General features: G+C 71.6%; 23 protein-coding genes. 8 read left to right on the forward strand and 15 right to left on the reverse strand.

The features are described 5' to 3' along the window. The first annotated feature begins 82 nt into the window (after positions 1-82). Positions 83-1,963, forward strand: a complete 1,881-nt coding sequence (locus PWG71_RS11820; protein ID WP_274809726.1) for an ABC transporter ATP-binding protein — start codon at positions 83-85, stop codon at positions 1,961-1,963. A 56-nt stretch (positions 1,964-2,019) separates the two neighbouring features. Here the strand turns inward: PWG71_RS11820 and PWG71_RS11825 are convergent, their stop codons facing one another. Next, positions 2,020-2,910, reverse strand: coding sequence for an NAD(P)-dependent oxidoreductase (locus tag PWG71_RS11825; protein WP_274809727.1), 891 nt, complete (start codon positions 2,908-2,910; stop codon positions 2,020-2,022). Positions 2,911-3,062: 152 nt separating this feature from the next. Here PWG71_RS11825 and PWG71_RS11830 point away from each other — a divergent pair, with 152 nt between their 5' ends. Beyond that, positions 3,063-3,386, forward strand: coding sequence for a winged helix-turn-helix transcriptional regulator (locus PWG71_RS11830; protein WP_274809728.1), 324 nt, complete (start codon positions 3,063-3,065; stop codon positions 3,384-3,386). Positions 3,387-3,447: 61 nt separating this feature from the next. Here the strand turns inward: PWG71_RS11830 and PWG71_RS11835 are convergent, their stop codons facing one another. From PWG71_RS11835 to PWG71_RS11845, 3 genes are all read right to left on the reverse strand, one after another. After that, on the reverse strand, positions 3,448-3,987 hold the full coding sequence (locus PWG71_RS11835) for a sugar O-acetyltransferase (RefSeq protein ID WP_274809935.1): 540 nt from the start codon (positions 3,985-3,987) through the stop codon (positions 3,448-3,450). A gap of 126 nt (positions 3,988-4,113) precedes the next feature. Next, positions 4,114-5,262, reverse strand: coding sequence for an acyltransferase family protein (locus PWG71_RS11840; RefSeq protein WP_274809729.1), 1,149 nt, complete (start codon positions 5,260-5,262; stop codon positions 4,114-4,116). Positions 5,263-5,297: 35 nt separating this feature from the next. After that, positions 5,298-5,918, reverse strand: a complete 621-nt coding sequence (locus PWG71_RS11845) for a TetR/AcrR family transcriptional regulator (protein ID WP_274809730.1) — start codon at positions 5,916-5,918, stop codon at positions 5,298-5,300. 186 nt (positions 5,919-6,104) lie between these two features. On the opposite strand from PWG71_RS11845, the gene PWG71_RS11850 reads away from it, so the two are divergent. The 3 genes from PWG71_RS11850 to PWG71_RS11860 all read left to right on the forward strand — a co-directional run bounded on the left by PWG71_RS11850 (position 6,105) and on the right by PWG71_RS11860 (position 8,836). Then, on the forward strand, positions 6,105-6,305 hold the full coding sequence (locus tag PWG71_RS11850) for a hypothetical protein (RefSeq protein ID WP_274809731.1): 201 nt from the start codon (positions 6,105-6,107) through the stop codon (positions 6,303-6,305). A 219-nt stretch (positions 6,306-6,524) separates the two neighbouring features. Beyond that, positions 6,525-7,223 carry a hypothetical protein gene (locus PWG71_RS11855; RefSeq protein WP_274809732.1) on the forward strand — a complete coding sequence of 233 codons (699 nt, stop codon included), beginning with the start codon at positions 6,525-6,527 and terminating at the stop codon, positions 7,221-7,223. A gap of 671 nt (positions 7,224-7,894) precedes the next feature. After that, the gene (locus tag PWG71_RS11860) at positions 7,895-8,836 is read left to right on the forward strand and encodes a serine hydrolase (RefSeq protein ID WP_274809733.1); all 942 of its coding nucleotides are present in this window, start codon (positions 7,895-7,897) and stop codon (positions 8,834-8,836) included. 134 nt (positions 8,837-8,970) lie between these two features. On the opposite strand, the gene PWG71_RS11865 is transcribed toward PWG71_RS11860, so the two are convergent. Next, the gene (locus tag PWG71_RS11865) at positions 8,971-10,026 is read right to left on the reverse strand and encodes a saccharopine dehydrogenase NADP-binding domain-containing protein (RefSeq protein WP_274809734.1); all 1,056 of its coding nucleotides are present in this window, start codon (positions 10,024-10,026) and stop codon (positions 8,971-8,973) included. A 70-nt stretch (positions 10,027-10,096) separates the two neighbouring features. Between PWG71_RS11865 and PWG71_RS11870 the strand changes: the two genes are divergently transcribed. Beyond that, complete coding sequence (locus PWG71_RS11870; RefSeq protein WP_274809735.1) at positions 10,097-11,068, forward strand: GlxA family transcriptional regulator; 972 nt, start codon at positions 10,097-10,099, stop codon at positions 11,066-11,068. 203 nt (positions 11,069-11,271) lie between these two features. Here PWG71_RS11870 and PWG71_RS11875 read toward each other — a convergent pair whose 3' ends face one another. Further along, the gene (locus tag PWG71_RS11875; protein WP_274809736.1) at positions 11,272-13,539 is read right to left on the reverse strand and encodes an excinuclease ABC subunit UvrA; all 2,268 of its coding nucleotides are present in this window, start codon (positions 13,537-13,539) and stop codon (positions 11,272-11,274) included. A 70-nt stretch (positions 13,540-13,609) separates the two neighbouring features. On the opposite strand from PWG71_RS11875, the gene PWG71_RS11880 reads away from it, so the two are divergent. Further along, complete coding sequence (locus tag PWG71_RS11880) at positions 13,610-14,449, forward strand: TetR/AcrR family transcriptional regulator (RefSeq protein WP_274809737.1); 840 nt, start codon at positions 13,610-13,612, stop codon at positions 14,447-14,449. A 109-nt stretch (positions 14,450-14,558) separates the two neighbouring features. On the opposite strand, the gene PWG71_RS11885 is transcribed toward PWG71_RS11880, so the two are convergent. From PWG71_RS11885 to PWG71_RS11895, 3 genes are all read right to left on the reverse strand, one after another. Then, positions 14,559-15,449: a dihydrodipicolinate synthase family protein gene (locus tag PWG71_RS11885; protein WP_274809738.1), complete on the reverse strand. Its 891-nt coding sequence runs from the start codon at positions 15,447-15,449 to the stop codon at positions 14,559-14,561. Beyond that, the gene (locus PWG71_RS11890) at positions 15,434-16,756 is read right to left on the reverse strand and encodes an aminotransferase class I/II-fold pyridoxal phosphate-dependent enzyme (protein ID WP_274809739.1); all 1,323 of its coding nucleotides are present in this window, start codon (positions 16,754-16,756) and stop codon (positions 15,434-15,436) included. The genes PWG71_RS11885 and PWG71_RS11890 overlap by 16 nt, the downstream gene beginning before the upstream one ends. Positions 16,757-16,879: 123 nt before the next feature. Then, positions 16,880-17,407, reverse strand: a complete 528-nt coding sequence (locus PWG71_RS11895; RefSeq protein ID WP_274809740.1) for an alpha/beta fold hydrolase — start codon at positions 17,405-17,407, stop codon at positions 16,880-16,882. Between the two features lie 35 nt (positions 17,408-17,442). Between PWG71_RS11895 and PWG71_RS11900 the strand changes: the two genes are divergently transcribed. Continuing rightward, positions 17,443-17,574, forward strand: coding sequence for a CGNR zinc finger domain-containing protein (locus tag PWG71_RS11900; protein ID WP_274809741.1), 132 nt, complete (start codon positions 17,443-17,445; stop codon positions 17,572-17,574). A gap of 3 nt (positions 17,575-17,577) precedes the next feature. Here the strand turns inward: PWG71_RS11900 and PWG71_RS11905 are convergent, their stop codons facing one another. The 6 genes from PWG71_RS11905 to PWG71_RS11930 form a co-directional block, all read right to left on the reverse strand. Continuing rightward, complete coding sequence (locus PWG71_RS11905) at positions 17,578-18,420, reverse strand: alpha/beta fold hydrolase (RefSeq protein ID WP_274809742.1); 843 nt, start codon at positions 18,418-18,420, stop codon at positions 17,578-17,580. Between the two features lie 450 nt (positions 18,421-18,870). Continuing rightward, positions 18,871-19,737 carry a sugar phosphate isomerase/epimerase family protein gene (locus PWG71_RS11910; RefSeq protein ID WP_274809743.1) on the reverse strand — a complete coding sequence of 289 codons (867 nt, stop codon included), beginning with the start codon at positions 19,735-19,737 and terminating at the stop codon, positions 18,871-18,873. Positions 19,738-19,754: 17 nt separating this feature from the next. Next, positions 19,755-20,762 carry a Gfo/Idh/MocA family protein gene (locus PWG71_RS11915; RefSeq protein WP_274809744.1) on the reverse strand — a complete coding sequence of 336 codons (1,008 nt, stop codon included), beginning with the start codon at positions 20,760-20,762 and terminating at the stop codon, positions 19,755-19,757. A gap of 45 nt (positions 20,763-20,807) precedes the next feature. Next, positions 20,808-21,695, reverse strand: coding sequence for an ATP-binding cassette domain-containing protein (locus PWG71_RS11920; RefSeq protein WP_274809745.1), 888 nt, complete (start codon positions 21,693-21,695; stop codon positions 20,808-20,810). Between the two features lie 14 nt (positions 21,696-21,709). Continuing rightward, the gene (locus PWG71_RS11925; protein ID WP_274809746.1) at positions 21,710-22,774 is read right to left on the reverse strand and encodes an ABC transporter permease; all 1,065 of its coding nucleotides are present in this window, start codon (positions 22,772-22,774) and stop codon (positions 21,710-21,712) included. Next, positions 22,771-23,751 (reverse strand): substrate-binding domain-containing protein, encoded by a 981-nt coding sequence (locus PWG71_RS11930; protein ID WP_274809747.1) that lies wholly within the window; start codon positions 23,749-23,751, stop codon positions 22,771-22,773. Before PWG71_RS11930 ends, PWG71_RS11925 begins: the two co-directional genes overlap by 4 nt. Between the last annotated feature and the right edge of the window lie 86 nt (positions 23,752-23,837).

Here is a 23,837-nt window from a genome sequence, read left to right on the forward strand (position 1 = left end):
CGTCCGGATCATTGACCTCAACTAATATTGAGGTCATAACGTTGTCGGTGACCGCCCACCCCGACCGGAACCGGTGACCGCCATGAGCATGGAGATGGCCGCGTGGAACTCGATCTACCACGCCATGCACGCCCGTGAGGAACAAAACCCCTTCTCCCTTCCGGTACTACGCCGTATCGCCACCTTCGCCCGACCCCACGGTCGCGTCCTCGCCTGGTTCCTGGCCCTGAGCGTGGTCGTCGCCGTCCTGGCGCTGGCCGCCCCGCTGTTGGCCGGCCGGGTCGTGAACACCATCGTCACCGGTGGCGCCCCCGAGACCGTTCTCCTCCTGGCCGGCGCCATCGCCGTCGTCGCCCTGGTCGAGGCCGGCCTGAACCTCATCGTGCGCCGCCTGTCGGCCGGCCTCGGCGAAAGCCTCATCCTGGACCTGCGCACCACCGTCTACGACCACGTGCAGCGCATGCCGGTCGCCTTCTTCACCCGCACCCGTACCGGCGCCCTGATCAGCCGGCTCAACAACGACGTCATCGGCGCCCAACGGGCCTTCAGCAGTGTCCTGTCCGGGGTCGTGAGCAACCTGGTCACCCTCGTGCTCGCGCTGGTCGTGATGCTCACCCTGTCCTGGTGGATCACCCTGGCCGCCCTGGTGCTGCTGCCCGTGTTCGTCTACCCCGCCCGCCTCATGGGCTCCCGTCTGGCCCGCATCGAACGCGAGCGCACCCAGCACAACTCCGCCATGAGCACGCAGATGACCGAACGCTTCTCCGCCCCCGGCGCCACCCTGGTCAAGCTCTTCGGCTCCCCCGAACACGAATCCGCCGAGTTCGCCCGCCGCGCCGACCGCGTCCGCGACATCGGCGTGCGCACCGCCATGGTCCAAGAGGTGTTCTTCACCGCCCTGACCCTCGTCTCCGCGCTCGCCCTGGCCCTGGTCTACGGCCTGGGCGGATTCCACGCCCTGGCCGGGAACCTGGACGCCGGCACGGTCGTGGCCATGGGCATGCTCCTGACCCGCCTGTACGCGCCGCTGACCGAGCTGGCCGGGGCGCGGGTGGAGGTCATGAGCGCCCTGGTCGCCTTCAGCCGGGTCTTCGAGATCCTGGACCTGCGGCCGTTGGTGCGCGAGGCCCCCGACGCCGACACCCTCCCCGAAGGGCCGGTGTCGTTGGAGTTCGACCGGGTCTCCTTCTCCTACCCCTCCGCCGACAAGGTGTCGCTGGCCTCCCTGGAGGAGGTCGCCACCCTGGACCCCGCCGAAGGGCGCCGGGTGCTGCACGACATCTCCTTCACCGTCGAGCCGGGCAGCACCGTCGCCCTGGTCGGGTCCTCCGGCGCCGGCAAGTCCACGATCGCCCAGCTCGCCCCGCGCCTGTACGACACCGACTCCGGGACCGTCCGCCTGGGCGGACGGGACGTGCGCGAACTGTCCTTCGCGTCGATCCGCGCCACCTTGGGCATGGTCACCCAGGACGGGCACCTGTTCCACGAGTCCATCCGAGCCAACCTGACCCTGGGCCGCACCGACGCCACCGAGGAGGAGATCTGGGACGCCCTGCGCCGTGCCCGCCTGGCCGACCTCGTCGCCTCGCTGCCCGACGGCCTGGACACCGTCGTGGGCGAGCGCGGGTACCGTTTCTCCGGCGGGGAACGCCAACGCCTGACCATCGCCCGCCTGCTGATCACCGGGCCTGAGGTGGTCATCCTCGACGAGGCCACCTCCGCCCTGGACTCCACCTCCGAGGTCGCCGTCCAGGCCGCCCTCGCCGAGGCGCTGGAGGGACGCACCGCCCTGGTGATCGCCCACCGGCTGGCCACGGTCCGCGCCGCCGACACCATCCTGGTCGTGGAGGAGGGGCACATCGTGGAACGCGGCCGACACGCCGAGCTGCTGGCCCGGGGCGGACGCTACGCGGAGCTGTACCGCACCCAGTTCGCCACCGACGAACCCTCGACCGTCCGCTGAGGATCCTCGACCCCGTCCCCCGGTGGCGCCACACCGGGGGACGGATCCGTTCCGTGTCAGGGCCTCGGCGCGGGCCCTGCGAGCAGTTCGTACAGCGTCGCTATGCTCCGCTCGCCGAGCCCTTCCGCGACCGCCCGTTCGAGCAGGTCGTCCATGGCCGCCCGCCAGGTGGCGTCCACCCCGGCCTCCTCGGCCGCGAGCCGGGCCTCGGGGATCCCCACGTGGAAGGTGTTCACCGTGGAGATCGGGTCGGTGTAGTGACCGGCGTCGATCTCCTCCGCGAGAAGGGGCAGGATCGAGGCGATCATCTCCAGCCACCTGACGGAGTAGGGCACCAGGGCGCCCGCCGTCAGTCCGCGTCGGCGCATCAGGGCGGCACCCTCGAAGAAGCCGAGGAGGGCCGGCAGCAGGGGCACGCCCACCGCCGTCTCGTACAGGGAGGCGAGATCGGGCTCGTCCCCCAGATGGACCGTGGCGCCGCCCAGCACCCGCAGGGTCGGCCCGTGTTCGTCGAACACCTCCCGGTCACCGCAGTAGTACAGCAGGGTGTCCGCTCCCCCGACCGCCGTGGGCACGTCCTTGACCGCTCCGTCCAGGAACCGGGCGCCGTGCCCGGACGCCCACTCCGCCATCCGCCGCGCCCCCGCCGGGGTACCGGAGTTGAGGGTGACCAGGGTGCGCCCCCGCAGCCCGGCGGCCGTCGGCGCCAACGCCGCGAGGGTGGCGTCGTAGGTGCTCAGACACGTGATCACCAGGGGGCTCGCCGCGACCGCCGCCTCGATCGTCCCGGGGTGCCGGGCGCCCTCGGCCACCAGCGGCGCGGCCTTGTCCGGGCTCCGGTTCCACACGGTCGTCGGATGGCCGGCCCGGACGAACGCCCTCGCCAGTGCCGAGCCCATGAGCCCGAGTCCGATGACGGTCACCGCGCCGCGCCGTTCCTGTGCCATGTCGTTCTCCCGCCCTCGAAGGAACCCTCGTTCCGCACCGGCCCCCGGCGTGCTCGCCCGGGGCCGATCCCCATGCTGGATCGGGCACGAACATGCGCGCAAGTACCGATATTTTTGACGGGTACTGAACTTTTTGTCAGTGAGGAGGGGCGATGAGCGGCCGGACCTACATCTGCGGACTCGACGCGGCGATGCACGCCATGGGGGGCAAGTGGAAGGCCCTGATCCTGTGGTGGCTCCAGGAGGAGCCGTTGCGCTTCGGGGAGCTGCGCCGCACGGTCGAGGGGATCAGCGAACGGGTGCTCATCCTCCAGTTGCGCGAGCTGGAGGCGCACGGGCTGGTGCACCGGGAGGTCCACGACCGGGTCCCGCCCAAGGTGGAGTACTCCCTCACCGAATTCGGGCGTTCCCTCCTGCCGGCGCTGAACGCTCTGGGCGCCTGGGGCGAGGACAACATGGACCGCCTCGGAGGTTGACCTCGGGGACGGCGATGGGGACCGCCTCCGGAAGCGGGACGGTCCCCATCGCACGGCGGGATCAGTCGGCGTCGATCTCGCGGATGACCCGGGCCGGGTTGCCCACGGCGACCACGCCGGCGGGCAGGTCGCGGGTGACCACCGCGCCCGCGCCCACCACCGTGTTCTCGCCGATGGTGACCCCCGGGCAGACGATGACGCCGCCGCCCAGCCACACGTTGTCGCCGATGGTGATGGGCTCGGCCGACTCCCACTTGTCGCGGCGCGGGCCCGGTTCGATCGGGTGGGTGGGGGTGAGGAGCTGGACGTTGGGGCCGATCTGCACGTCCGCGCCGATCCGGATCGGCGCCACGTCGAGCATCACCGCGCCGCAGTTGACGAACGTGCGCGGGCCGACGCTGACGTGATAGCCGAAGTCGACGTACAACGGCGGCCGGATCCAGGTGTCCTCGCCCAGGTCGCCGAGGAGTTCGGTGAGCACCTCGTGCCGGGCCGGGTCGTCCACCGGGAGGGTGTTGAACCGATCCGCGAGTTTCGCGGCGTGGATGAGCTCGGCCTGGAGCTCGGGGTCGTCGGACCGGTACGGCTCGCCGGCGAGCATGCGTTCCTTCTGAGTGGCCACGCGGGTCCTTTCCAGTGGGTCTCGGTTCCGCACCCTAACCGCAGGGACGGGAGGCCGGGCACGGGGTCGGGGCCGCCCGTGGTGGGCGGCCCCGACCCCGTGGCGTCAGAGGATCCGCCGGGCCCCGGGGATCGCCCGGACCCCGGCGGCCAGCGCCCAGCACCCCGGTACCGCCAGCGCAGCCAGGCCCAGGAACTTGATCAGCGCGGGCGCCTCCCAGCCGGCCAGCGCCACCCCGCCGAGGACCAGTACCAGCGGGTGCAGGACGTACACGGCGAAGGCGTTGTCGGACAGGAACCGGGAGGCCCGGCCGCCACCGGTGACGAAGCGGCGGAAGAACACCAACAGGGCGAGAACCGTGCCCACCGACAGGAAGGTCTCCAGCACCAGGGCCACCAGCGCCTGCGGGGTCCCCGGGGTGAACGCGACCTCGCCCAGGACCCCCTGCGCGGCCACGAAGCAGACCAGCGCGGCCAGGGCCGTGGCCGCCCCGTACCAGCCCGCGGCTCCGGGCAGACGGGAGGACCAGTCGCGGCGGAAGGCGACCGCGCCCACCGTGAACAGCACGACGTACTGGGGCAGGTGGTCCGGGCTGGGCAGGCCCAGGACCGGCCAGTAGGGGGCCGGGTTGACCCACCGCCACAGGAAGGACACCACGGCCAAAGCGAGGGTGAACCCGAACACCGGCCAGAGCCACCGCAGGCGTCCGTCGGCGTCGGGGCGGACGGCCGGGTCGCGTCGAGGCCGACGGAGCAGCGCGTAGGCCAGGCTGAAGACCAGCAGCACCTCCACGAACCACATGGGGCCCGGGTCGTAGGTCACGATCGCGAACAGCCAGAACGGAATGTCGCCGACGAGGCCATCGGCCATCGCCTCCCGGTAGGGCGCGATCATCAGCAACGGCCGGACGAGCAGCACGAAGAGCAGGAAGGGCACGCCCAGACGGACCAGGCGTTCGCGCACGAACCCGCCCGTTCCCCTGCGGTCGGCGGAGCCTGGCACGAAGTAGCCCGCCAGCAGGAAGAACAGACCCATGAAGTACGTCTGGTTGAGGATGACGAACAGGTCCAGCAGCCCGGCCGAGGCGTCTCCCACCGGCTCCAGGTAGAACCACACGGGGATGTTGCCGTAGGTCAACGCCGCGTGGTGGAGCACGACCAGGACGGTCAGGGCCGTTCGTAGGTTGTCGATGTGGTGCAGGCGGGCTCGGGTGCCGCCGGCGGGTTCGGTGATCGGTGGGGCGGGCTGTGCCATGGTGCGTCCTCGTCGTCGGGGGTGCGGGGCGCGGTTCAGTCGGGTCGGATCGCTCGTACGAACAGGTCGGCGAGTTCACGGGCGTGGGCGAGCAGGTCGGTGTCGGGGTGTGCCAGCCAGTAGCCGAACATCGCGTCGATGCCCGCCTGCTGGGTGACCGCCATGACCCGGGGGTCGAAGACGCGCAGTTCCCCGTTCCGCTGCCCCTCCCGGTAGAGCCCCTCCAGGGACTCGTAGAGGGGTTCGGCCGCCACCACCCCGTAGCGGGGCGTCCCATCGGCGCCGCGGGCGTGCACGAAGATCTCGGTCACCGTGCGCAGCCGGTCCGGATGGGCCAAGGCGTACTCGGCCACGCCCGTCACGTGGGCGCGCAGGATGTCGGTGGCGGTCTCCTGCTCCAGGATCCCGGGCAGGATCGTGTCCGCGATGTCGGTGTAGACCGTGGTGACCACCTGGTCCACGAGTTCGTCCTTTCCGGCGAAGTGGTAGGAGATGACGCCCTTGCTGACGCCGGCCGTGGCGGCGATCCGGGCCAGGGAGGCCCGGGGGAACCCCACCGCGGCGATGGTCTCGATGGCCGCCGCGATGATCTGCTCCCGCCGGGCCTCCTCGATGAAGGACCGTTTCTGACCGCTCGGTTCATTTTTTGACCGCATGGCCAGAATCTAGCACCGGCGGCCGGACCGCCATGGGGGATGCCCCTGAGCCGCCCCGGACGGGCCCCGGGCCGGAGAGGGGGAGATCCCCTCGCGAGGGCCTCGGCCGTCCGGCTACGCCTGACGGGCGTGGACGATCCCAGACGGTCCGGCGCGGCCACGACGCCCTGCCGCACCATGACGGCCGTGCCTTCGGTAACGAATCGGTCCTGGGCCGGGGTGGACGAGGACCGGTCGGGCGGTGGTGTTCCGACGCGGTGGGGTCAGGCCGACGCCGCCGACCACCGGGCGTGGCGGGGGCCGGCGGTGACGAGCGAGGAGTTCGTGCCCGAGGGCGCGGGCGGCCACGCCCTGTGGGCGCACCGGCCCCGATCGGGGCGGGCGTGACGGTGTGCCACCCGTGATCGTGCACAGGTCTGGAGGAACGCCGGTGATCGGAGTAAACTGAGAGTCGGCGCGGTCCCGCGCCCAACCCCCGGTTCCGGTGCCCACGCCACCGGCTGAGAGGGGGCAAAGGGGACTTCGAGTCCTCGGGACGCCGGTCTGATGCGCCCTCACGGCGGGGTGGACGAGCGTGGGTCGGTCCGCTGTCGCCGAGGAGACGCCATGACCAGGCAGAAGTCGTTCAAGCAGCGGGTGCGTTCGCGTATGGCCAAGACCGGTGAGAGCTACACGGCGGCCCGCGTCCACCTGATCCCGGCCGCACCTCCCGAACCGCCCGCGGCGCCGGTGGAGGCCCCCGCCGGGACGCCCACCGCGGCGATGCGGGGCCGCGTCTCGGAGGAGGCGGTGCGCGAGCGCACCGGCCGTGACTACGACACGTGGTTCGCCCTGCTGGACACCTGGGGCGCCACCGGGCGCACCCACAAGGAGATCGCCGCCCATCTGATGCGGGATCAGGGCGTGCCGGGCTGGTGGGCCCAGTCGCTGACGGTGGCCTACGAGCAGGAACGGGGGATGCGCGTCCCCGGCCAGCGCGAGGACGGGTACTCGGTCACCGCGTCCAAGACGGTCCGCGCGCCGATGGAGGAGATCTTCACGGCGTTCCTGGAGGAGTCGGTCCGCGAACGCTGGGCGGACGGCCTGGAGCTGACGGTGCTCTCGCACAACGCGCCCAGGCGGATCACCGCGGACCTGACCGACGGCACCCGGGTGGTCCTCTACCTCACCGCCGGGAAGAACGACCGGGTCTCGGTGGCGGTGGAACAGTCCCGGTTGTCCGATCCGGAGTCGGCGACCGAGGCCAAGGAGTCCTGGCGCGATCGCCTGGTCCGGCTCAAGGCGCTGCTGGAGCCAACGGCCTGACCCCTCGCAGGTCCGGTGCGGCCGCTCACGCGGCCGCACCGGGAACACCCCCGCCGCCTCTCGCCGCACCCCCGACCGGGCCCGCGGAGCGCGCCCGGCGCCCGGCGACGATCTCGAACTCCGCCGACCGGTACAGCGTTTGACCAGGCCGCGATATCCGCGCATCGAATATTACATTCCGGGTGATGGGATCTCATGATCGAATCATCACATTCCGGCGCGTCGGCAGTTCGCTTTCCCTGAACTCGGGCTACGTCGAGAAGAGTATGTGCGCGCGCTCCGGGAGGATTTGACTTCGCGGGCTTTCTCCGTGGAGGATGCGAGCGTCTTCGGCTCCGAGCACGGGCTTCCCGTGTTCCGGGAGAAGCGACCGACGCGTCTTTTCCATCAGAAAGACGTGGAATCAGAGAACCGTCCGTTCGGGAAAGGCGATAGAGGAGTGGACGCGAAGGAAGAACGGTCTTCCGATGCGGCCGCACCAACGATCGGACGCATTCGCCGCTCACCGGTCCCGGTGAGCGGAGCGGAAAAGGAAGAGCACATCGGAACGAACGTCGTACCGCCGAACGGAGTCCGTGCGTGACGCTCCGGCCCGGCGGTCCCGGCCCCTCGGGTCGGGGCCCACCTCCGGTTCCCCTCGCCCCCGCCGTCCGACCACTCCGAGGAGACACATGACGTCCACTGACCGAACGAACACCGGCCGCGCCACGGCCGTGGCGCTGACCGCCCTGCTGGCCGCGGGCCTCGCCATCGTCCCGACCACGACCGCAGCCGCCGCCCCCGAGGCCAAGAGGGCGCCCATCTGCACCTCGAAGGCGCATCCCGAGATCGCGAAACGACTCGACCAGCGGATCCGACAGGAGGTCCGCCTGCGCGAAGGGACCATCTCCGTGGGGGTCTCCGCCTTCGATGGGGACCTCGTCTGCGCGCTGGGCGCGAAGAACCGGTTCGACGCCGCCAGCACCGGCAAGGTGGTCATCCTCGGCGCTCTGCTGCGCACGGCCATGGACGAGGGGCGCGAACTCACCTCCCGGGAGAAGGAGCTCGCGACCGACATGATCACGGTGTCCGGGAACGACTCCGCGGTGGAGCTGCGCAATCAGCTGGGCCCCGAGCGCCTCCAGCGCTTCCTCGACCTCGCGGGGATGCACCGCACGAAGCTCCACCCCGAGGGGTACACCGGGCTGATGAAGATCAACGTCCGGGACCAGCTCACCCTGCTCGGCGTGCTCCGCACCGAGAACGACGTGCTCGGCGCGGACGAGCGCGCGTACGCCCGCGGCCTCATGGGCGACGTGATCGAGTCGCAGCGCTGGGGCGTTCCCACGGGTGCGCCCGCGGGCGCCGGGGTCTACCACAAGAACGGCTGGCTGCCCTACGACAACACCGACACCTGGCGGATCAACAGCATGGGCGGGTTCCAGGACACGTCGATCGGCGACTACGACATCGTCGTCCTCACCGACGGCAACGACGGTATGCAGTACGGGGTGGACAGCATCGGCGCCGTGGCCGTCGGCGTGCACTCCGTCCTGACCGGTGAGAGCCTGCGGACCCTGTCCCAGCCGACCGAGGCCCCCGAGGCCGTCTCCGACGGCTCCGACCGGGCCTGACACCCCGCGCCCCCGCACCGCCGGGACGCGGGTGCGGGGGCCCGGTGCGGTCCGGCGGGGGCCGTGACCGCGCCGGGCCCCGCCGAGGTGGTGCGCGGGCTCGGTACGGCGAACGGAGGGTGCCCGGGTGCCGCCTACCTTCTCGGCGCCCCGACGACCTCGGACAGATCCACCGCCAGCGGCTCGGGGGACAGGGCCGCCAGGAAGTCGGCGGCGTCGAACACCTCCCCGGGGGCGACGGCCCCGACCGCGTGGGAACGGCCGTCCAGCAGGCGCGCGACCGCCTCGACCACCAGTGGCGCGGTCACCGCGTAGATGTCCCGGCCGGTGGCCAGGGCCCGGTGCTCGACCCCGTCGAGGAGCACCCGGACGTCGACCGCGAACCTCTGGTCGGACCGCCCGGTCTCATCGGTCGCCTCGGGCCCGGGGGTGGTCGGATCGCGCAGCTCGTTCAGGGGCGCCTCGCTCAGATGGGAGACGATCCGTCGCGCCCCCAGATGGCGGTGCATCGTGATGACCTCGGAGAACGGGAGATCCACCACCTTCTGTCTCCCGAGAGGGGCGGGGAAGTCCCAGATGCGCGGTGCCGCCGCGTCCAGGGGCGCCAACCGTCCGTCGGCGACGACCAGGCGGCGGGCCGTGTTGCGCTCGCCGGTGATCCTCGTACCCTCGGTGGGCCACCACCGGTCCAGCCCCATGGCGACCGTGATCGCCTCCACCCCGCCCGTGCGTCCACCGACCACGGCGGAGGCCAGCAGGTCGGCGAGACCGCCGTAGAACGCCATCGCCGGCAGGACCACCACGCCCGCCGCGGCGGCGGCATCGCCGTGCTCTCGGTAGGTGGCCCGCACCGAGGCCTGTTCGGCGGTCACGTCCAGATAGTGGGCTCCGGCCCGCACCGCCGCGGCGGCCACCGGTCCCGCGGTGTCCAGGAACGGGCCGGCGCAGTTGACCACCGCCGCCACACCCTCGACCGCCCTTCCCAGCGACTCGGCGTCCCCCGTCGGACGCACCTCGACACCGGGGTACCGACGGCCCACCTCGGCGAGCCGCTCCGCGTCGCGCCCGGACGGCACCGGCTCCAGACCACGGCGCACCAACTCGTCGATCACGAACCGGCCGGTGTGGCCGTAGGCGCCGTGGACCAGTACACGTCCGTGTGCGCGCGATGTGCTCCTCGATGCATTCACGGGTCCATCCTTCGCCCCGGGCCCGCGACGCACCAGCGTCCGATCCGACATCCTCCGTACACTTTCCGACATGCACTCCGTTGGAATCGCCGTACACGAGCACACGATGCCCTACGAGACGGCGATCGCCGCGGAGGTCTTCGGAGTCGACCGCTCCGACCTGTCCCCTGACGGCGGCTGGTACCGGCTGACCGCCCATACCGCCGACGGCGCGGTCGCCCCTCCGCTGCCGGGGGTTCCCGCGCGACGGTGGGCGGACCTGGTCGGGGTCGACACCGTGGTCGTGCCCGCGACCCGCCTCCCCGAGGCGGACCCCTCCCCCGCGTTCCTGTCGGCCCTGCGCGCGGCCCACGACGCCGGGAGCCGGATCGTGTCCCTGTGCACCGGCTCCTTCGTGCTCGCCGCCGCCGGCCTGCTCGACGGCCTGGCCGCCACCACGCACTGGATGCACGCCGACGCGCTGGCCCGGCTCCACCCGTCCGTGGAGGTGCGCGCCGACGTCCTCTACACCGACAACGGTCGGGTCCTCACCTCGGCGGGCAAGACCGCGGCCCTGGACCTGTGCCTGCACCTGGTGCGCCTCGACCACGGGGCCGCGGCTGCCGCCGGGCTCGCCCGCCGCCTCGTGGCACCGGCCCATCGCCCGGGCGGTCAGGCCCAGTTCATCGCCCCACCGGCCGTCCCCCACCCCGCCGACACCCTGGGCGAGGCCCTGGAGTGGGCCCGCGCACGCCTCGACCTGCCACTGACCGTCGAGGACCTGGCCCGACGGGCCGGTCTGAGCTCCCGACAGCTCGTCCGGCGGATGCGGGCCGAAACGGGGACGACGCCGTTGGCGTGGTTGCACCGTCGGCGCATCCACCTGGCCCAGGAACTCCTGGAGAGCACCGACGCCACCGTCGAGCAGATCGCCGCCCGCTGCGGCATGGGCACCGCCACCACGCTGCGCCGCCACTTCCACCGGGTCGTCGGCGTGAGCCCCCTCGCCTACCGGTCGGTTTTCCGCGCCTCTCGCCCACCCCGCCGGGTCGTGTCCCGGTGAGCCTCCGCTTCGTGCTCGGCGCGCCCGGGGAACGGGGACCCTCGGTTCCGCGCTCACGTCCTCGTTCCGTACGTGGTCCCCGGCCGTGACGGCGGGCGTCGCCGCCCACCGCGTCCCGGGCAGGGGAAGCGGTGGGCGAGACGCCCGCACGGTGGACCCGCCGGGGGGCGGGGCGGTGCCACTCCGGGGTGGGGTGAGCGGGGTCATCGCCCCAGGTAGGTGCGCAGGTGGCGGGCGGTGAGGGTGTCGGCGTCGGCGATCAGCGCCGCCGGGGAGCCCTCGAACACCACCCGGCCGCCCTCGTACCCGGCGCCCGGTCCCAGGTCGATGATGTGGTCGGCGTGCGCCATCACCGCCTGGTGGTGCTCGATGACGATCACCGTGTTGCCGTCGTCCACCAGGCGGTCCAGCAGCGCCAGCAACCGGTCCACGTCGGCCAGGTGCAGGCCGCTGGTGGGTTCGTCCATCACGTACACCGCGCCCTGGCGGGCCATGGAGATCGCCAACTTGAGGCGCTGGCGCTCACCGCCCGAGAGGGTGGTGAGCGGCTGACCGAGACCCAGGTAACCCAGGCCTACGTCGTGGAGACGGTCCAAGATGACGCGGGCGTTGCCGGAGGGGAAGAACTCCCGGGCCTCCACCACCGACATCGCCAGCACCTGGGCGATGTTGCGGCCGCGCAGCTCGTGGACGAGCACCTCGGGCCGGAACCGCCTGCCCTCGCACTGTTCACAGGTCGTGGCCACGCCGGCCATCATCGCCAGGTCGGTGTAGATGACCCCGGCTCCCTTGCACTCGGGGCAGGCACCGTCGGAGTTGGCGCTGAACAGGGCCGCCCTGACCCCGTTGGCGCGGGCGAAGGCGGTGCGGATCGGGTCCAGCAGACCGGTGTAGGTGGCGGGGTTGGAGCGCCGTGATCCCTTGATGGGCGACTGGTCGACGACCACCACGCCCTCGCGGCCCGGCAACGCCCCGTGGATGAGGGAGCTCTTGCCCGACCCGGCCACGCCGGTGACCACGGTGAGCACCCCCAGGGGGACGTCCACGCTGACGTCCTTGAGGTTGTGGGAGGTCGCCCCGGTGATGGGCAGTACCCCGCTCGGGGTGCGCACCTCCTCGCGCAGCCGGGCCCGGTGGCCCAGGTGGTCGCCGGTGAGGGTGCCCGAGGCGCGCAGTCCCGCGACGTCGCCGGTGTAGGTGATGCGACCGCCGGCGGGACCGGCGCCCGGCCCCAGGTCCACGACGTGGTCGGCCAGGGCGATCGTCTCCGGCTTGTGCTCGACCACCAGCACCGTGTTGCCCTTGTCGCGCAGGCTCAGCAGCAGGCCGTTCATCCGCTCGATGTCGTGCGGGTGCAGTCCGACGGTGGGCTCGTCGAACACGTAGGTGACGTCGCTGAGGCTGGAGCCCAGATGGCGGACCATCTTCACCCGCTGGGACTCCCCGCCCGACAGGGTGCCCGATTCCCGGTCCAGGCTGAGGTACCCGAGTCCGACCTCCACCAGGGAGTCCAGGGTGTGCCCCAGCGTGTCCAGGAGGGGTTTGACGGAGGGCTCGTCCAGGGAGCGGGCGAACACGGCCAGGTCGTCGATCTGCATGGCCGAGCATTCGGTGATGGTGCGTCCGGCGACCTTCACCGACCGGGCGGCGGCGTTGAGGCGGGTGCCCTCGCACTCGGGACAGGTGGAGAAGGTGACGGCGCGGTCCACGAACGCGCGCAGCCCCGCCTGCATCTTGTCGCGGTCCTTGACCAGGTAGGTGCGCTTGATCTTGGGGACCAGGCCCTCGTAGCCGACGTTGTTGGTGCCCACCTTGATCTTGGTGCCGGGGTGGTGGAGGAGGTCGTGGCGCTCCCCGTCGGTGTAGTCGCGCACCTTCTTGTCGGGGTCCAGCAACCCGGAGCCCGCGAAGATCTGCCAGTACCAGGTGCCCACGCCGTACCCGGGCGCGGTGATGGCGCCCTCGTTCAGGGACAGGTCGGCGTCGACCAGTTCGTCGACGTCGATCGCGTTGACGCGGCCCAGGCCCTCGCACTCGGGACACATGCCTTCGGCGTTGTTGAAGCTGAACGCGCTGGAGGGTTCCAGGCGCGGGGTGCCCACCCGGCTGAAGACGATCCGCAGCATCGCGGCGGCGTCGGTGGCGGTGCCCACCGTGGAGCGGGAGTTGGCGCCCATGCGCTCCTGGTCGACGATGATCGCCGCGCTGAGGTTGCGCAGCGTGTCCACCTCGGGGCGGGCCGGGCTGGGCATGAACGACTGGACGAAGGTCGTGTAGGTCTCGTTGATGAGCCGCTGGGACTCGGCGGCGATGGTGCCGAAGACGAGTGAGGACTTGCCCGAACCGGACAGGCCGGTGAACACGGTCAGGCGGCGTTTGGGGATGTCGACGTCGACGCCCGTGAGGTTGTTCTCCCTGGCCCCGCGGACCTGGATGCTGTCGTGGCCGTCGGCCGGATGCTCGGTTCGCACGCTGTACCCCAAGTTTCCTTATGCGATAAAGTATTTGCCTGAAAGATTTTATGGCATAAGGGGGACAATCGTGGTCGTGTACGCCGGACAGGGGGACGCACGCAGGGCGATGACCCTGCTGTGGCGCGATCGGAGGGACCGCCCGGAGCCGGCGGCCCCCGGACGCCGTCCCGAACTCAGCGTGGACCTGGTGGTGGAGACCGCCGTCTCGGTGGCCGACACCGACGGCATGGAGGCGCTGTCCATGCGTGCCGTCGGCGAACGCCTGGGACGCACCGCCATGTCCCTCTACACCTACGTGGCCAGCAAGAACGAGCTCGTCGAGCTGATGTACGACCACGCCTTCGGGGAACCCGCCGACGCCGCCGAGGCCGACGACTCCCCCGACTGGCGCACCGCCACCGAGGCGTGGGCGCACCGCCTGTGGGACTTCTACCTGCGCCACCCGTGGACCTTGGAGGTCTCGCTGGCCCGCCCGGTCCTGGGCCCCAACGAGTACCGGCTCCTCGAATCGCTGGCGGGCGTCCTGCACGGGGCCGGACTGTCTCCGGCCCGTATCCGCAACACCTACGGCACCCTGCACAACCTGGTACGCGGCCAGGTGCAGACCGCCGCCGAGGCACGTCGTGCCGAGGCGGTCACCGGTGTGCCCGAGGACGAGTGGTGGTACGAGCGCTCGGCGCTGCTGGAGGAGGTCGCCCCCGACTTCACGACGCGCTTCCCGGTGCTGTCGGCGATGGCCGAGGCGGGCGCGTTCGTCAACGAGACAGAGGACGAGCCCTACCTGGAGCAGGAGGCCCGCGAGACCTTCCGCTCCGGTCTGGCCTCCGTCCTGGACTCCCTGGAGGCGCACCTGTCCCCCGGGGACCGAGGTCCTCGCCGGGCCGATCCGGATACGACCCTCACCTGAGGGCCCCGACCCGCCACCGTGCGCCCTGGCCGGCATCGGCGGAGCGTGCCGGCGCGGCGGCCGCGAAGGCGTGGGGGCGGCCCTCATCCGGGCCGGGTGTTCGTGCGGCTCACGCCAGGCGCAGTTCCTCGACCAGGCGGGCCACCCGCTCACGCTGGGCGGCGGCCAGCCCCAGGACCGGGCGGGGCAGGCAGTGCGGGGCGACCAGCCCCAGGTGTTCGGCGATCGCCGCCGTCACCCGCAGGCTGCCGTGGGCGGCGAACAGATCCCACAGGGGCCGCAACCGCTTCGACCCGGCCACGGCGACCGCGGGGTCCCCGTCGAGCGCGGCCCGGGCCAGGGGCGTCACGATGCCGGGCACCGTACCGCCGACCGTGGAGAACCAGACCCGGCCGCCGGCGTTCAGCCCGGTGACGGCGGCACCGTCACCGGAGACGCCGATGCGCACGTGTTCGGGGACCGCGCGGTGGATCGCCGCGACGTGCTCACGGGCGGCGTCCGGGTCCGGGGGGACCGGGGGGATCTTGATCGCGGCCACGTTCGGCAGCCCCGCGATCCGCGCGTACAGCTCGGTCGAGAAGGTGAAGTGCGTCGTGCCCGGGTTGTCGTAGACCACCAGCGGCACCGACAGGTCGGCGGTGACGTCCTCGTAGAGTCCGAACACCTCGTCGTCGGTGAGCGCCTGATAGCTCATCGGGGCCAGCAGCACGCCGGCCGCGCCGGCCTCCTGGGCGTCCTGGGCCAAGGCCCGCACCTGGGAGGTGCGCAGCGCTCCGATTCCGACGATCACCGGGGTGTCGCCCGCCGAGCGCACGGCGGCTCGGGCCACACGGCCGCGCTCCCGGCGGTCGAGGTAGGCGTAGGAGCCGGTGGATCCCAGCGCGCCGATGGAGTCGACGCCGGCCTCGACCAGGCGGGTGACGAGCCGGGCGTAGGCGCGCTCGTCGAAGCGGTCGTCGTCCAGCGGGGTCAAGGGGAAGGCGCTCAGGCCGGTGAACATGGACTCTCCGAGGTGATCGAGGCGAGGGTGGTGGCCAGCCGCGCGGCGAAGGCGTCGGCGTGTTCGGGGAGGAGGGTGGAGGTGGTGACCCGGATGGCCGGCCCGTGGGCCAGGGTGAACAGCGACCCGGGGCGCACGGCCCACCCGTGGTCGGCCAGGGCGTTCACCACGACCGCCTCCGGGACCCCGGCCAGGGGGATCCACACGTTGAGGCCGTCCGCCGCCTCCGACCAGGACAGGTCGTGGGCGGCCAGGGCGTCGGTCAACAACCTGCGCCGGTCCGCGTACGTCCGGGCGGCGTGGTCCAGCCGGGCCGGGGTGGCGGAGTGGGTGAGGACGCCGGCGACCAGGTGCTGGAGCACGTGGCTGACCCACGCGGCCGCCGCCGGACGAGCCCGCAACCGGTCCGCGGTGTCGCGGTCGCACACCGTCAGGGCCAGACGCATGTCCGGGCCCAGGAACTTCGAGACCGAGCGGACCAACGCCCACCGGGCCGTACCGACGGGGGTGACGCGCCGGTAGGGGGTGCGGGCCAGGGCCGAGAAATGGTCGTCCTCGATCACCAGCACCTCCGGATGGGCCGCCAGGAGCGCGCGCAGTTCCTCCGCGCGCCGCGCGGTCAGGCTCGCCCCGGTCGGGTTGTGCGCCCGCGGGGTGCACACCACCGCCCGCACCCCCGCTCGCAGGGCCGCGCGCAGTCCGTCGGTGGTCATGCCGTGTTCGTCGATCGGCACGGGCACGGGGCGGTATCCGTTGAGCCGGAGCGTGCCGATGCTGGACAGGAAGCACGGGTCCTCGACGGCGACCGCGTCCCCGCGCGTCAGGTGCGCGCTCAGCACGCGCTCGACCGCGTCCACGGCTCCGTGGGTGAGCACGAGTGCCCCGTCGGGACCGGCGTCGGGGAGCAGGTGCCGTTCGGCCCAGCGGCCCAGTCGCTCATCGATCCCGGGCGAGCCGTACAGGACGGTCGAGTAGCCCCGTAGGTCGGGCAGTGCGGGCAGGAGCGCCGGATCGGGGTTGCCGTCGGCGAGGTTCACCGCGTCGCCGAGCGCGGAGGCGCCTTCGCCGGCCACGGGCACCAGGGCGCGCACCACCGTGCCCCCGCGGCGGCGGGTCTCGACGATCCCCGCCGCCGCCAGCGCGGCGTATCCGGCCGCGACGGTGTTGCGGTTCACCCCCCGCACGGCGGCCAGCGCGCGGACCGAGGGCAGCACATCGCCCGGGCGCAACTCCCCGCGCGCGATCAGGTCGCGTACCGAGTCGGCGATCGCGGCCGCGGAATCCCCGGTGATGGTCGGTTCCGGCATGCCCCCATCATACGCCGATATGTCCTAGGACAAAAGATCGACTGAGCGGACGACCCTCGACGGCGCGACCGCGCCGGGCGAACCGACCCGTTCCCGGATCATCCGGACCCCGTCGCCGGGGGGTCATCGCGCGAGGGCCTGCCCCGCGCCGGCGTTGCGCCCTCCTTCGGGGAGTCGGTCCAGGAAGTCGGTGATCAGCGGAGCCATCTCCGAAAGCCGCTCCTCCAACGCGAAATGACCGGTGTCCAAGACGTGCACCTCGGCCTCGGGCAGGTCCCGCAGGTAAGCGTGCGCACCCGGCTCGGGGAAGAAGGGGTCGCCCTCGCCCCACAGCACCGGCGTCGGCGGGGCCAGTGCGCGCAGGTGGGCCTGCCGGCGCGGGTAGGCGGCCAGGTTGGAGTGGTAGTCGAAGGCGAGCGCCGCCTGGGCGTCCGCGCGACCGGGCGACTCCAGGAAGTACTGGTCCAGCACCCAGCCGTCGGGGGCGAGATGTTCGAGGTCGGCGACACCGGTCTCGTACCGGCTTCGGGTGCCCGCGACGGTGAACAGGTCCAGGATCCGCTCGCGCGCCCCGGCCTGCTCGGGACGCAGGGCGATGAAATCGCGCGCACCGGGCGAGAGGCCCTCGTCGTAGAGGTCGGCGTTCTGCACGATGAGCCCGGCGATCGCTTCGGGGCGGCGTTCGGGTGCGCGCTTGCGAGGCCCCCGACTGCGTGTTGTCGTTCCTGCCCGCGCACCCCGAACACCGCTGGTGCTCCCCCGAACGCTGCGGCAACCGGGTCCGCGTCGCGCGCTACCAACGCCGCCACCGCGCCTGACGTTCACCCGGCGCGCAGGAAGTCCAGCACCGCGGGCCCTTGGTCCACGAGGGCGTGCCCGGCGTCGGGCACCACGGTGACGGTGGCGCGCGGAACGTGCTCGCGCACCCGCCGCGCGGTCCGGGCGGAGTCGAACATGCGGTCCCGGCCGCCCACGACGACGAACACCGGCATCTCCAGGCCCCGCAGGTCGGCGTCGGAGAACACGGGCAGCCGCTCGGTACGCGGCAGGAAGGCCCCGAAGGTCGCGGTCACCTCGTCCACCACCGGCGCGTGCTCGGGGGCGTGCAGGCCCAGGACGGCCCGCACCGAGCGCCGCCGCCCCCACCGACCGAACGGACTCCAGGCCAGGGCGGCGGCCAGCCGCAGCGGGGTCTGCCGACCGATGCCTCCGGGGCACAGCAGTGCCAGCCGCTCGACCCGGCCGGGGCGACGGATCGCGTGGTCCAGCGCGGTCCATCCGCCCAGGGACATGCCCACGAAGGCGGCCCGGGACAGCCCGAGACCCGCCATGACGTCGTCCAGCCACAGGGCGACGGCGTCGGAGTCCAGAGCCGGGCGCGAAGGCGCGCTCAGCCCGGGTTCGCCGACCATGTCGACGGCGTACACCCGCAGGTTCCGGGACCAGGAGGCGATGTCCCCCGCCCAAACGGAACCGTTGGCACCCGATCCGTGCAACAGCACCACGGGCGGCGCGTCCTCGGGTCCGCTGACCAGGACGAACGTCTCGCCCTCGCGGGTGGGCAGTCGTACCCGTTCGGCGGGCACCGGCCAGGTGTCCAGCACCTCCCGGTACCGCCGCAGGATCTCCCGCTCCCCCGCCTCGGACCGATAGATCGCGCTCATGGGCGGACCCCTCCCTTTTCCGCGCCGGCCCCGGCGCACCACTCCCCCTTGGAGTTGATTAAAGTACTTTAAACTTCCTTGCTCAAAGGATGCAAAGGGAATTAATGGGGATGATGTGGCGTGCCTCGATCGAAGGGCGTCCCCCGACGGGGAACGGACGCGGCGACGCCGGCACGGCCTCCACGACGCTCCGATGTCCCCGGACCACCTCAAGGGCGGACCCGCGCCCCGGGATTCGAGGTCCCCCGTGGACCGTGTACGACCGGGAGTCCCCGGCGCCGGGCGCCGCAGCGGCCCGAACATCGGCGCCGAGCGCCTCCGGGGAACCCGGTGGTCGAGGGACGCAAGAGGGCGCCGCGACCGGACCGGTGGTCCGATCGCGGCGCCCGACCGGGGCCGTCGCGCCCCTGGCGGCGTCACGCCGCCGAATCGACGCCCCGGTGTCCCGGGTCAGGCCACCAGTTCCCTGGTGACCCGGTCGAGCATGGACTCCGAGGACTCGCGCGCCCGCTCCTCCCAGCCGAACACGCACACCGTGGCCACCCCGTCGAAGTCCAGGTCGCGCAGGGTCTGGAAGAACGCGTCCCACTCCACCTCACCCTGGCCGATGTCCAGGTGCTGGTGGACGCGCGCGGTCGTCCCCGGAGGGTTGAGGATGTACCGCAGGCCCGACGACCCCTTGTGGTCGAAGGAGTCGGCGATGTGGACGTGCTTGAGCTTGTCGCCCGCGTACTCCATCATCGCGCGGATGTCCGCCCCGGGCTCGGCTCCCGACAGGTGGAAGGTGTGCGGAGCGCAGTACAGGTAGTTCACCCACGGCCGATTGATCGCCCGGACCAGGTCCACGGCGGGACCGTTCTCCTCGCAGAAGTCGTCCGGGTGCGCCTCCAGGTTGAGGGCGATCCCCTCGCGCTCGAAGATCGGCAGCAGCTCCTCCATGGACCGCCAGAAGGCCCCCTCGCTCTCGGCGGCCCTCTCCGGACGGCCGTTGAACTCGGAGTTCATCAGGGTGACGCCCAGCTCGACCGCCACCTCGATCATCCGCTTCCAGTAGCGGACCGCGTCCCGGCGCTCCTCCTCGACGGGACTGGACCACGTGTACAGCGGCAGGATCGAGGACAGCTCCACACCGGTCTCGCGCAGCACGGACCTCAGCTCGGCCACCCGTGCGTCGTCGGCCCGGGGGTGCCGGAAGAACGGCATGAACTCGGCCCGCGGGGACAGCTCGATGTACGAGTAGCCCATGTCCGCCACGGTCCGGACCATCTCGGCCATCGGCAGGCCGCGGAACATGTACGGGTCGATCGCGATCTTCATCGTTGTTCACACCCCTCTCAGGCGTAGAAGGCCGGCCGGTCCTTGATCCCGGTCTCCACGACCCCTCCCGAGTGCAGCGACCGCACGGCCGCGTCGGTGACGACCGTGGCGGCGTAGCCGTCCCAGGCATTGGGCCCGGTCGTCGGCGTCCCCGCCGCGACCTCCCGGACCCACGCCTCGAACTCGGCGTCGAAGGCGGCGGCGAACCGCGTCGTCCAGTCCTGTAGGACCGGGGTGCTCCGGTGGCCGGAGTTCCGCACGACCACGCCCGGGATCTCCGGGAGCCGGACCGTGCCCTCCTCACCCACGACCTCGCAGCCGATCTCGTAGCCGTACCGGCAGTTGACGAACACCTCCAGGTCCACCCGTGCCCCACCGGCCATCTCGAAGAGCATGAACTGCGGATCGCGCAGGTGCTCGAAGCGGTTGCCGGTCAGGCGCGGGGTGATGACCTGGACGGCGGAGATCTCGTCGTCCAGCAGCCAGCGCATCACGTCGATCTCGTGCACGGCGGTGTCCTGCGCCGCCATCTCCGAGTGGTACGTCTCGGGCACCGTCGGGTTGCGGTGGACGCAGTGCGCCATCAGGGGGGCGCCGATCCCACCCGAGGAGACGACCTCCTTCATCTGGACGTAGCCGGCGTCGAAGCGCCGCATGAAGCCGACCTGCACCAGCCGCGAACCGTGCCGCTGCTCGGCGTCGAGGATGCGCTGGGCGTCCTCGGCGGTGGTGGCCAGCGGCTTCTCGCAGAAGACCGGCTTGCCCTCCGCGATGGCGGCGAGCACCGACTCGGCGTGCGCCGGCCCCCAGGAGGTGACCACGACCGCGTCGACGTCGTCGGCCGCGATCACCTCCGTACCGTCGGCCAGCACGCGCGCACCGGTCCCCTCGACCGCCCGGGCAGCCCGGTCGGCGTCGATGTCGGTCGCCGCGACCACCTCGGCACCACCGATCGAGGTGGTGATCCTCCGGATGTGCTCGGCCCCGATCCAGCCGGTGCCGATCACTCCTACCTTGACGGTCATCGTGCCCGTCTCCTCTCTCGTTCCATCCGTACGGCCGAAGGGCCGTCAGAGTCGTCGGACATCGGGGCCCTCGCCCCCGGAGCCGTGCAGCGGCGCGACCTCGGGCGCCTCACCGCGCTTGAGCTCGTGCTGTAGCGCGTCCAGCTCGGCCCCGCCCGCCATGTGGTGGGTGAGGTCGTCCAGGGTCAGCTCGGAACGGGGCTGGTCCAGCTCCATCCGGCCGAGCTTGACGATCACGAAGTGGTCGCCGACCAGGAACGCGTGGTGCGGGTTGTGCGTGATGAAGATGACGCCCAGTCCCGCGTCGCGGGCCGCGTTGATGTACTTCAGGACCACGCCGGACTGCTTGACGCCCAGCGCCGCCGTGGGCTCGTCCAGGATCAGGACCCGGGCCCCGAAGTACACCGCGCGGGCGATCGCCACGACCTGGCGCTGTCCGCCGGACAGGTTGCCGACCGGAGCGTCGATGTCGGGCAGGTCGATGCCCATCTTCCTCAGCTCCTCGTCGGCGATGCGGCGCATCCGGGCGGTGTCGAGCATCCGGAAGGGGCCGACCCCCTTGCGCAGCTCGGAGCCGAGGAAGAAGTTGCGCCACACCGGCATCAGCGGCACGATCGCCAGGTCCTGGTAGACGGTGGCGATGCCCAGGTCCAGTGCGTCGCGCGGGGACGAGAAGTCCACCGTCCCGCCGTCGACCAGGTAGCGGCCCGACGTGGGCTTGTACAGCCCGGCGATGATCTTGATCAGCGTGGACTTGCCCGCGCCGTTGTCGCCGAGGATGCAGGTGACCTCGCCCGCACCGACCTTCAGACTGATGTCGGTCAGCGCCTTGATGTTGCCGAAGCTCTTGCCGACCCCGTCCAGTTCGAGCAGCGGGGCGGTCTGCGCTCCGGCGTCGGCGGACTCCTTCGACGTCGCCTTCGCACTCGTCATCGTGCTCACCTCGGTCACCTCTTGTTCGCTTGGGTGCGGACCCAGCCGTTGACGACGACCGCCAGCAGCAGCATCGCGCCGACGAAGAAGAACACCCAGTTGTTGTCCCAGCCGGCGTAGACGATGCCCTGGCGGGTCATGCCGTAGATGAAGGCGCCGATCGCGGCGCCGACCACGGTCCCGTAGCCGCCGGTGAGCAGGCACCCGCCGACCACGGCGGCCATGATGTAGAGCAGCTCGTTGCCGACGCCCTCACCGGACTGCACCGTGTTGAACATGAAGAGCAGGTGCATGCCGGAGAACCAGGCCATGAAGCCGACCGTCATGAACAGGCCGATCTTGACCCTGGCGACCGGCACGCCGACCGCCCGCGCGCTCTCCTGGTCGCCGCCGACCGCGTAGATCCAGTTGCCGACCTTGGTCCGCATCAGCACCCACGTGGCCAGGCCGATGAACACCATCCACCACACGACGGTGATCCGGACGTTGATCCCCATGACGGAGAAGCTGGAGGCGAAGACCGCCCGCGCCGAATCGAAGCCGTCCATGGCGGAGATGTTCGTGGTGGAGACCTGCCCGGTGATCAGCTTGGTGATCGCGATGTTGAGGCCCTGGAGCATCAGGAACATCGCCAGCGTCACCAGGAAGCTGGGCAGTCTGGTGCGGACGAGGATCCACCCGTTGAGGAACCCGATGGTGAGCGAGACCACCAGGGCGGCCGCGGCGCCGACCCACACGTTCACCGAGAAGTACCAGGCGAACATGGAGGCGGTGAGCCCGGAGGCGATCACCGCGACGCCGGCGGAGAGGTCGAACTCGCCGCCGATCATCAGCAGTGCCACGCCCACCGCCATGATGCCGATGGTGGAGCTCGCGTACAGGATCGTCGCGAACGCGGCACCGGTGCGGAACGGGTCGGCGATGGTGAAGAAGACGCTGAAGACGATGATCGCGCCGACCAGGGAGCCGACCTCCGGCCGGGTCATGAACTTGCGCAGCGCCGACCGCTGGGTCACCCGGAGGCTCTTCTCCGAGCCGCCCTTCGGCGCCGTGGGGCTGAGGGTCCGACCCGTGGTCATCGCGTTCCCCGCTCGGCGTACTCGGCGACCTGGTCGACGTTGGTCTCGTCGATGAACGCCGGTCCGGTCAGGACGGGCTCGGTGCCGCCGCCGGAGGTGTTGCCGTTGGTGTTGTAGAGCCACAGGGAGTCGACCGCCAGGTAGCCCTGCAGGTAGGGCTGCTGGTCGACGGCCCACTGGACGACGCCCTCCTGGAGTGCCCCGACCAGGTCGCTGTTGGTGTCGAAGGTGGCGACGGTGGCGTCGCTGCCCGCGTCGTCGATGGCGTCGATCGCGGTCATGGCGATCGGGGCGCCCAGCGTGACGACGTAGTCGATCTCGTCGTCCTGCTGGAGCTTGGCGGAGATGCCGGAACGGACCTCGGGCATGTTCGCGCTGTCGACGTAGAGCACCTCGGACTCGCCCTCGAAGGCCTCGCCCAGGGAGGCGCAGCGGGTCTCCAGGGCGACGTGCCCCTGCTCCTGGATGACGCACAGGGCCTTCTCCGAGCCGACCTCGTTGAGGCGCTCGCCGAAGGCGGTCCCCGCCAGGTGCTCGTCCGTGCCGAAGTACTGCTGGACGCCCATGTCCGCCCAGTCCTCGATACCGGAGTTGAACGCGACCACCGGGATGCCGGCCTCTTGGGCGTCGGCGATGGCGCCCTCCAGCGCGTCGGGCTTGGACAGGGTGACGGCGATGCCGTCCACGCCGCGGTCGACCGCGTTCTGGATGAGGCCGGCCTGCTCGCTGGCCTCGGGGTCGGCGGCGTACTCCAGGGTGATGCCGCTCTTGGCCGCCGCGTCCTCGGCGCCCGAGCGGATGATGTCCCAGAACGTGTCGCCCTGGACCTCGTGGGTGATCATCGCGATGGTGAGTTCCGGGGTGTCGACGCCCTCCTCTGCCACGTCGCGGCCGCCCTCGGAGCTACAGGCCGAGGCGGCGAGGACCAGGCCCGCGGCACCGGCGATCAGAGCGGTGTGGCTGGTGTTGCGCTTCATGATGAGACCTCTCATCGGTCAGGGGGATTCACTCGACTGCGGTTATGGCGGTCACGAGGGGCGGACGCGACTTGCGGGGAGCCACC

Source organism: Nocardiopsis sp. N85, assembly GCF_028882275.1.
Taxonomy (GTDB): domain Bacteria; phylum Actinomycetota; class Actinomycetes; order Streptosporangiales; family Streptosporangiaceae; genus Nocardiopsis; species Nocardiopsis lambiniae.

Coding starts and splice junctions, on each gene's coding strand:
- PWG71_RS11820 (WP_274809726.1), top strand. CDS start 83: ATGAGCATGGAGATGGCCGCGTGGAACTCGATCTACCACGCCATGCAC.
- PWG71_RS11825 (WP_274809727.1), bottom strand. CDS start 2,910: ATGGCACAGGAACGGCGCGGCGCGGTGACCGTCATCGGACTCGGGCTC.
- PWG71_RS11830 (WP_274809728.1), top strand. CDS start 3,063: ATGAGCGGCCGGACCTACATCTGCGGACTCGACGCGGCGATGCACGCC.
- PWG71_RS11835 (WP_274809935.1), bottom strand. CDS start 3,987: ATGCTCGCCGGCGAGCCGTACCGGTCCGACGACCCCGAGCTCCAGGCC.
- PWG71_RS11840 (WP_274809729.1), bottom strand. CDS start 5,262: ATGGCACAGCCCGCCCCACCGATCACCGAACCCGCCGGCGGCACCCGA.
- PWG71_RS11845 (WP_274809730.1), bottom strand. CDS start 5,918: ATGCGGTCAAAAAATGAACCGAGCGGTCAGAAACGGTCCTTCATCGAG.
- PWG71_RS11855 (WP_274809732.1), top strand. CDS start 6,525: ATGACCAGGCAGAAGTCGTTCAAGCAGCGGGTGCGTTCGCGTATGGCC.
- PWG71_RS11860 (WP_274809733.1), top strand. CDS start 7,895: ATGACGTCCACTGACCGAACGAACACCGGCCGCGCCACGGCCGTGGCG.
- PWG71_RS11870 (WP_274809735.1), top strand. CDS start 10,097: ATGCACTCCGTTGGAATCGCCGTACACGAGCACACGATGCCCTACGAG.
- PWG71_RS11885 (WP_274809738.1), bottom strand. CDS start 15,449: ATGTTCACCGGCCTGAGCGCCTTCCCCTTGACCCCGCTGGACGACGAC.
- PWG71_RS11890 (WP_274809739.1), bottom strand. CDS start 16,756: ATGCCGGAACCGACCATCACCGGGGATTCCGCGGCCGCGATCGCCGAC.
- PWG71_RS11905 (WP_274809742.1), bottom strand. CDS start 18,420: ATGAGCGCGATCTATCGGTCCGAGGCGGGGGAGCGGGAGATCCTGCGG.
- PWG71_RS11910 (WP_274809743.1), bottom strand. CDS start 19,737: ATGAAGATCGCGATCGACCCGTACATGTTCCGCGGCCTGCCGATGGCC.
- PWG71_RS11915 (WP_274809744.1), bottom strand. CDS start 20,762: ATGACCGTCAAGGTAGGAGTGATCGGCACCGGCTGGATCGGGGCCGAG.
- PWG71_RS11920 (WP_274809745.1), bottom strand. CDS start 21,695: ATGACGAGTGCGAAGGCGACGTCGAAGGAGTCCGCCGACGCCGGAGCG.
- PWG71_RS11925 (WP_274809746.1), bottom strand. CDS start 22,774: ATGACCACGGGTCGGACCCTCAGCCCCACGGCGCCGAAGGGCGGCTCG.
- PWG71_RS11930 (WP_274809747.1), bottom strand. CDS start 23,751: ATGAAGCGCAACACCAGCCACACCGCTCTGATCGCCGGTGCCGCGGGC.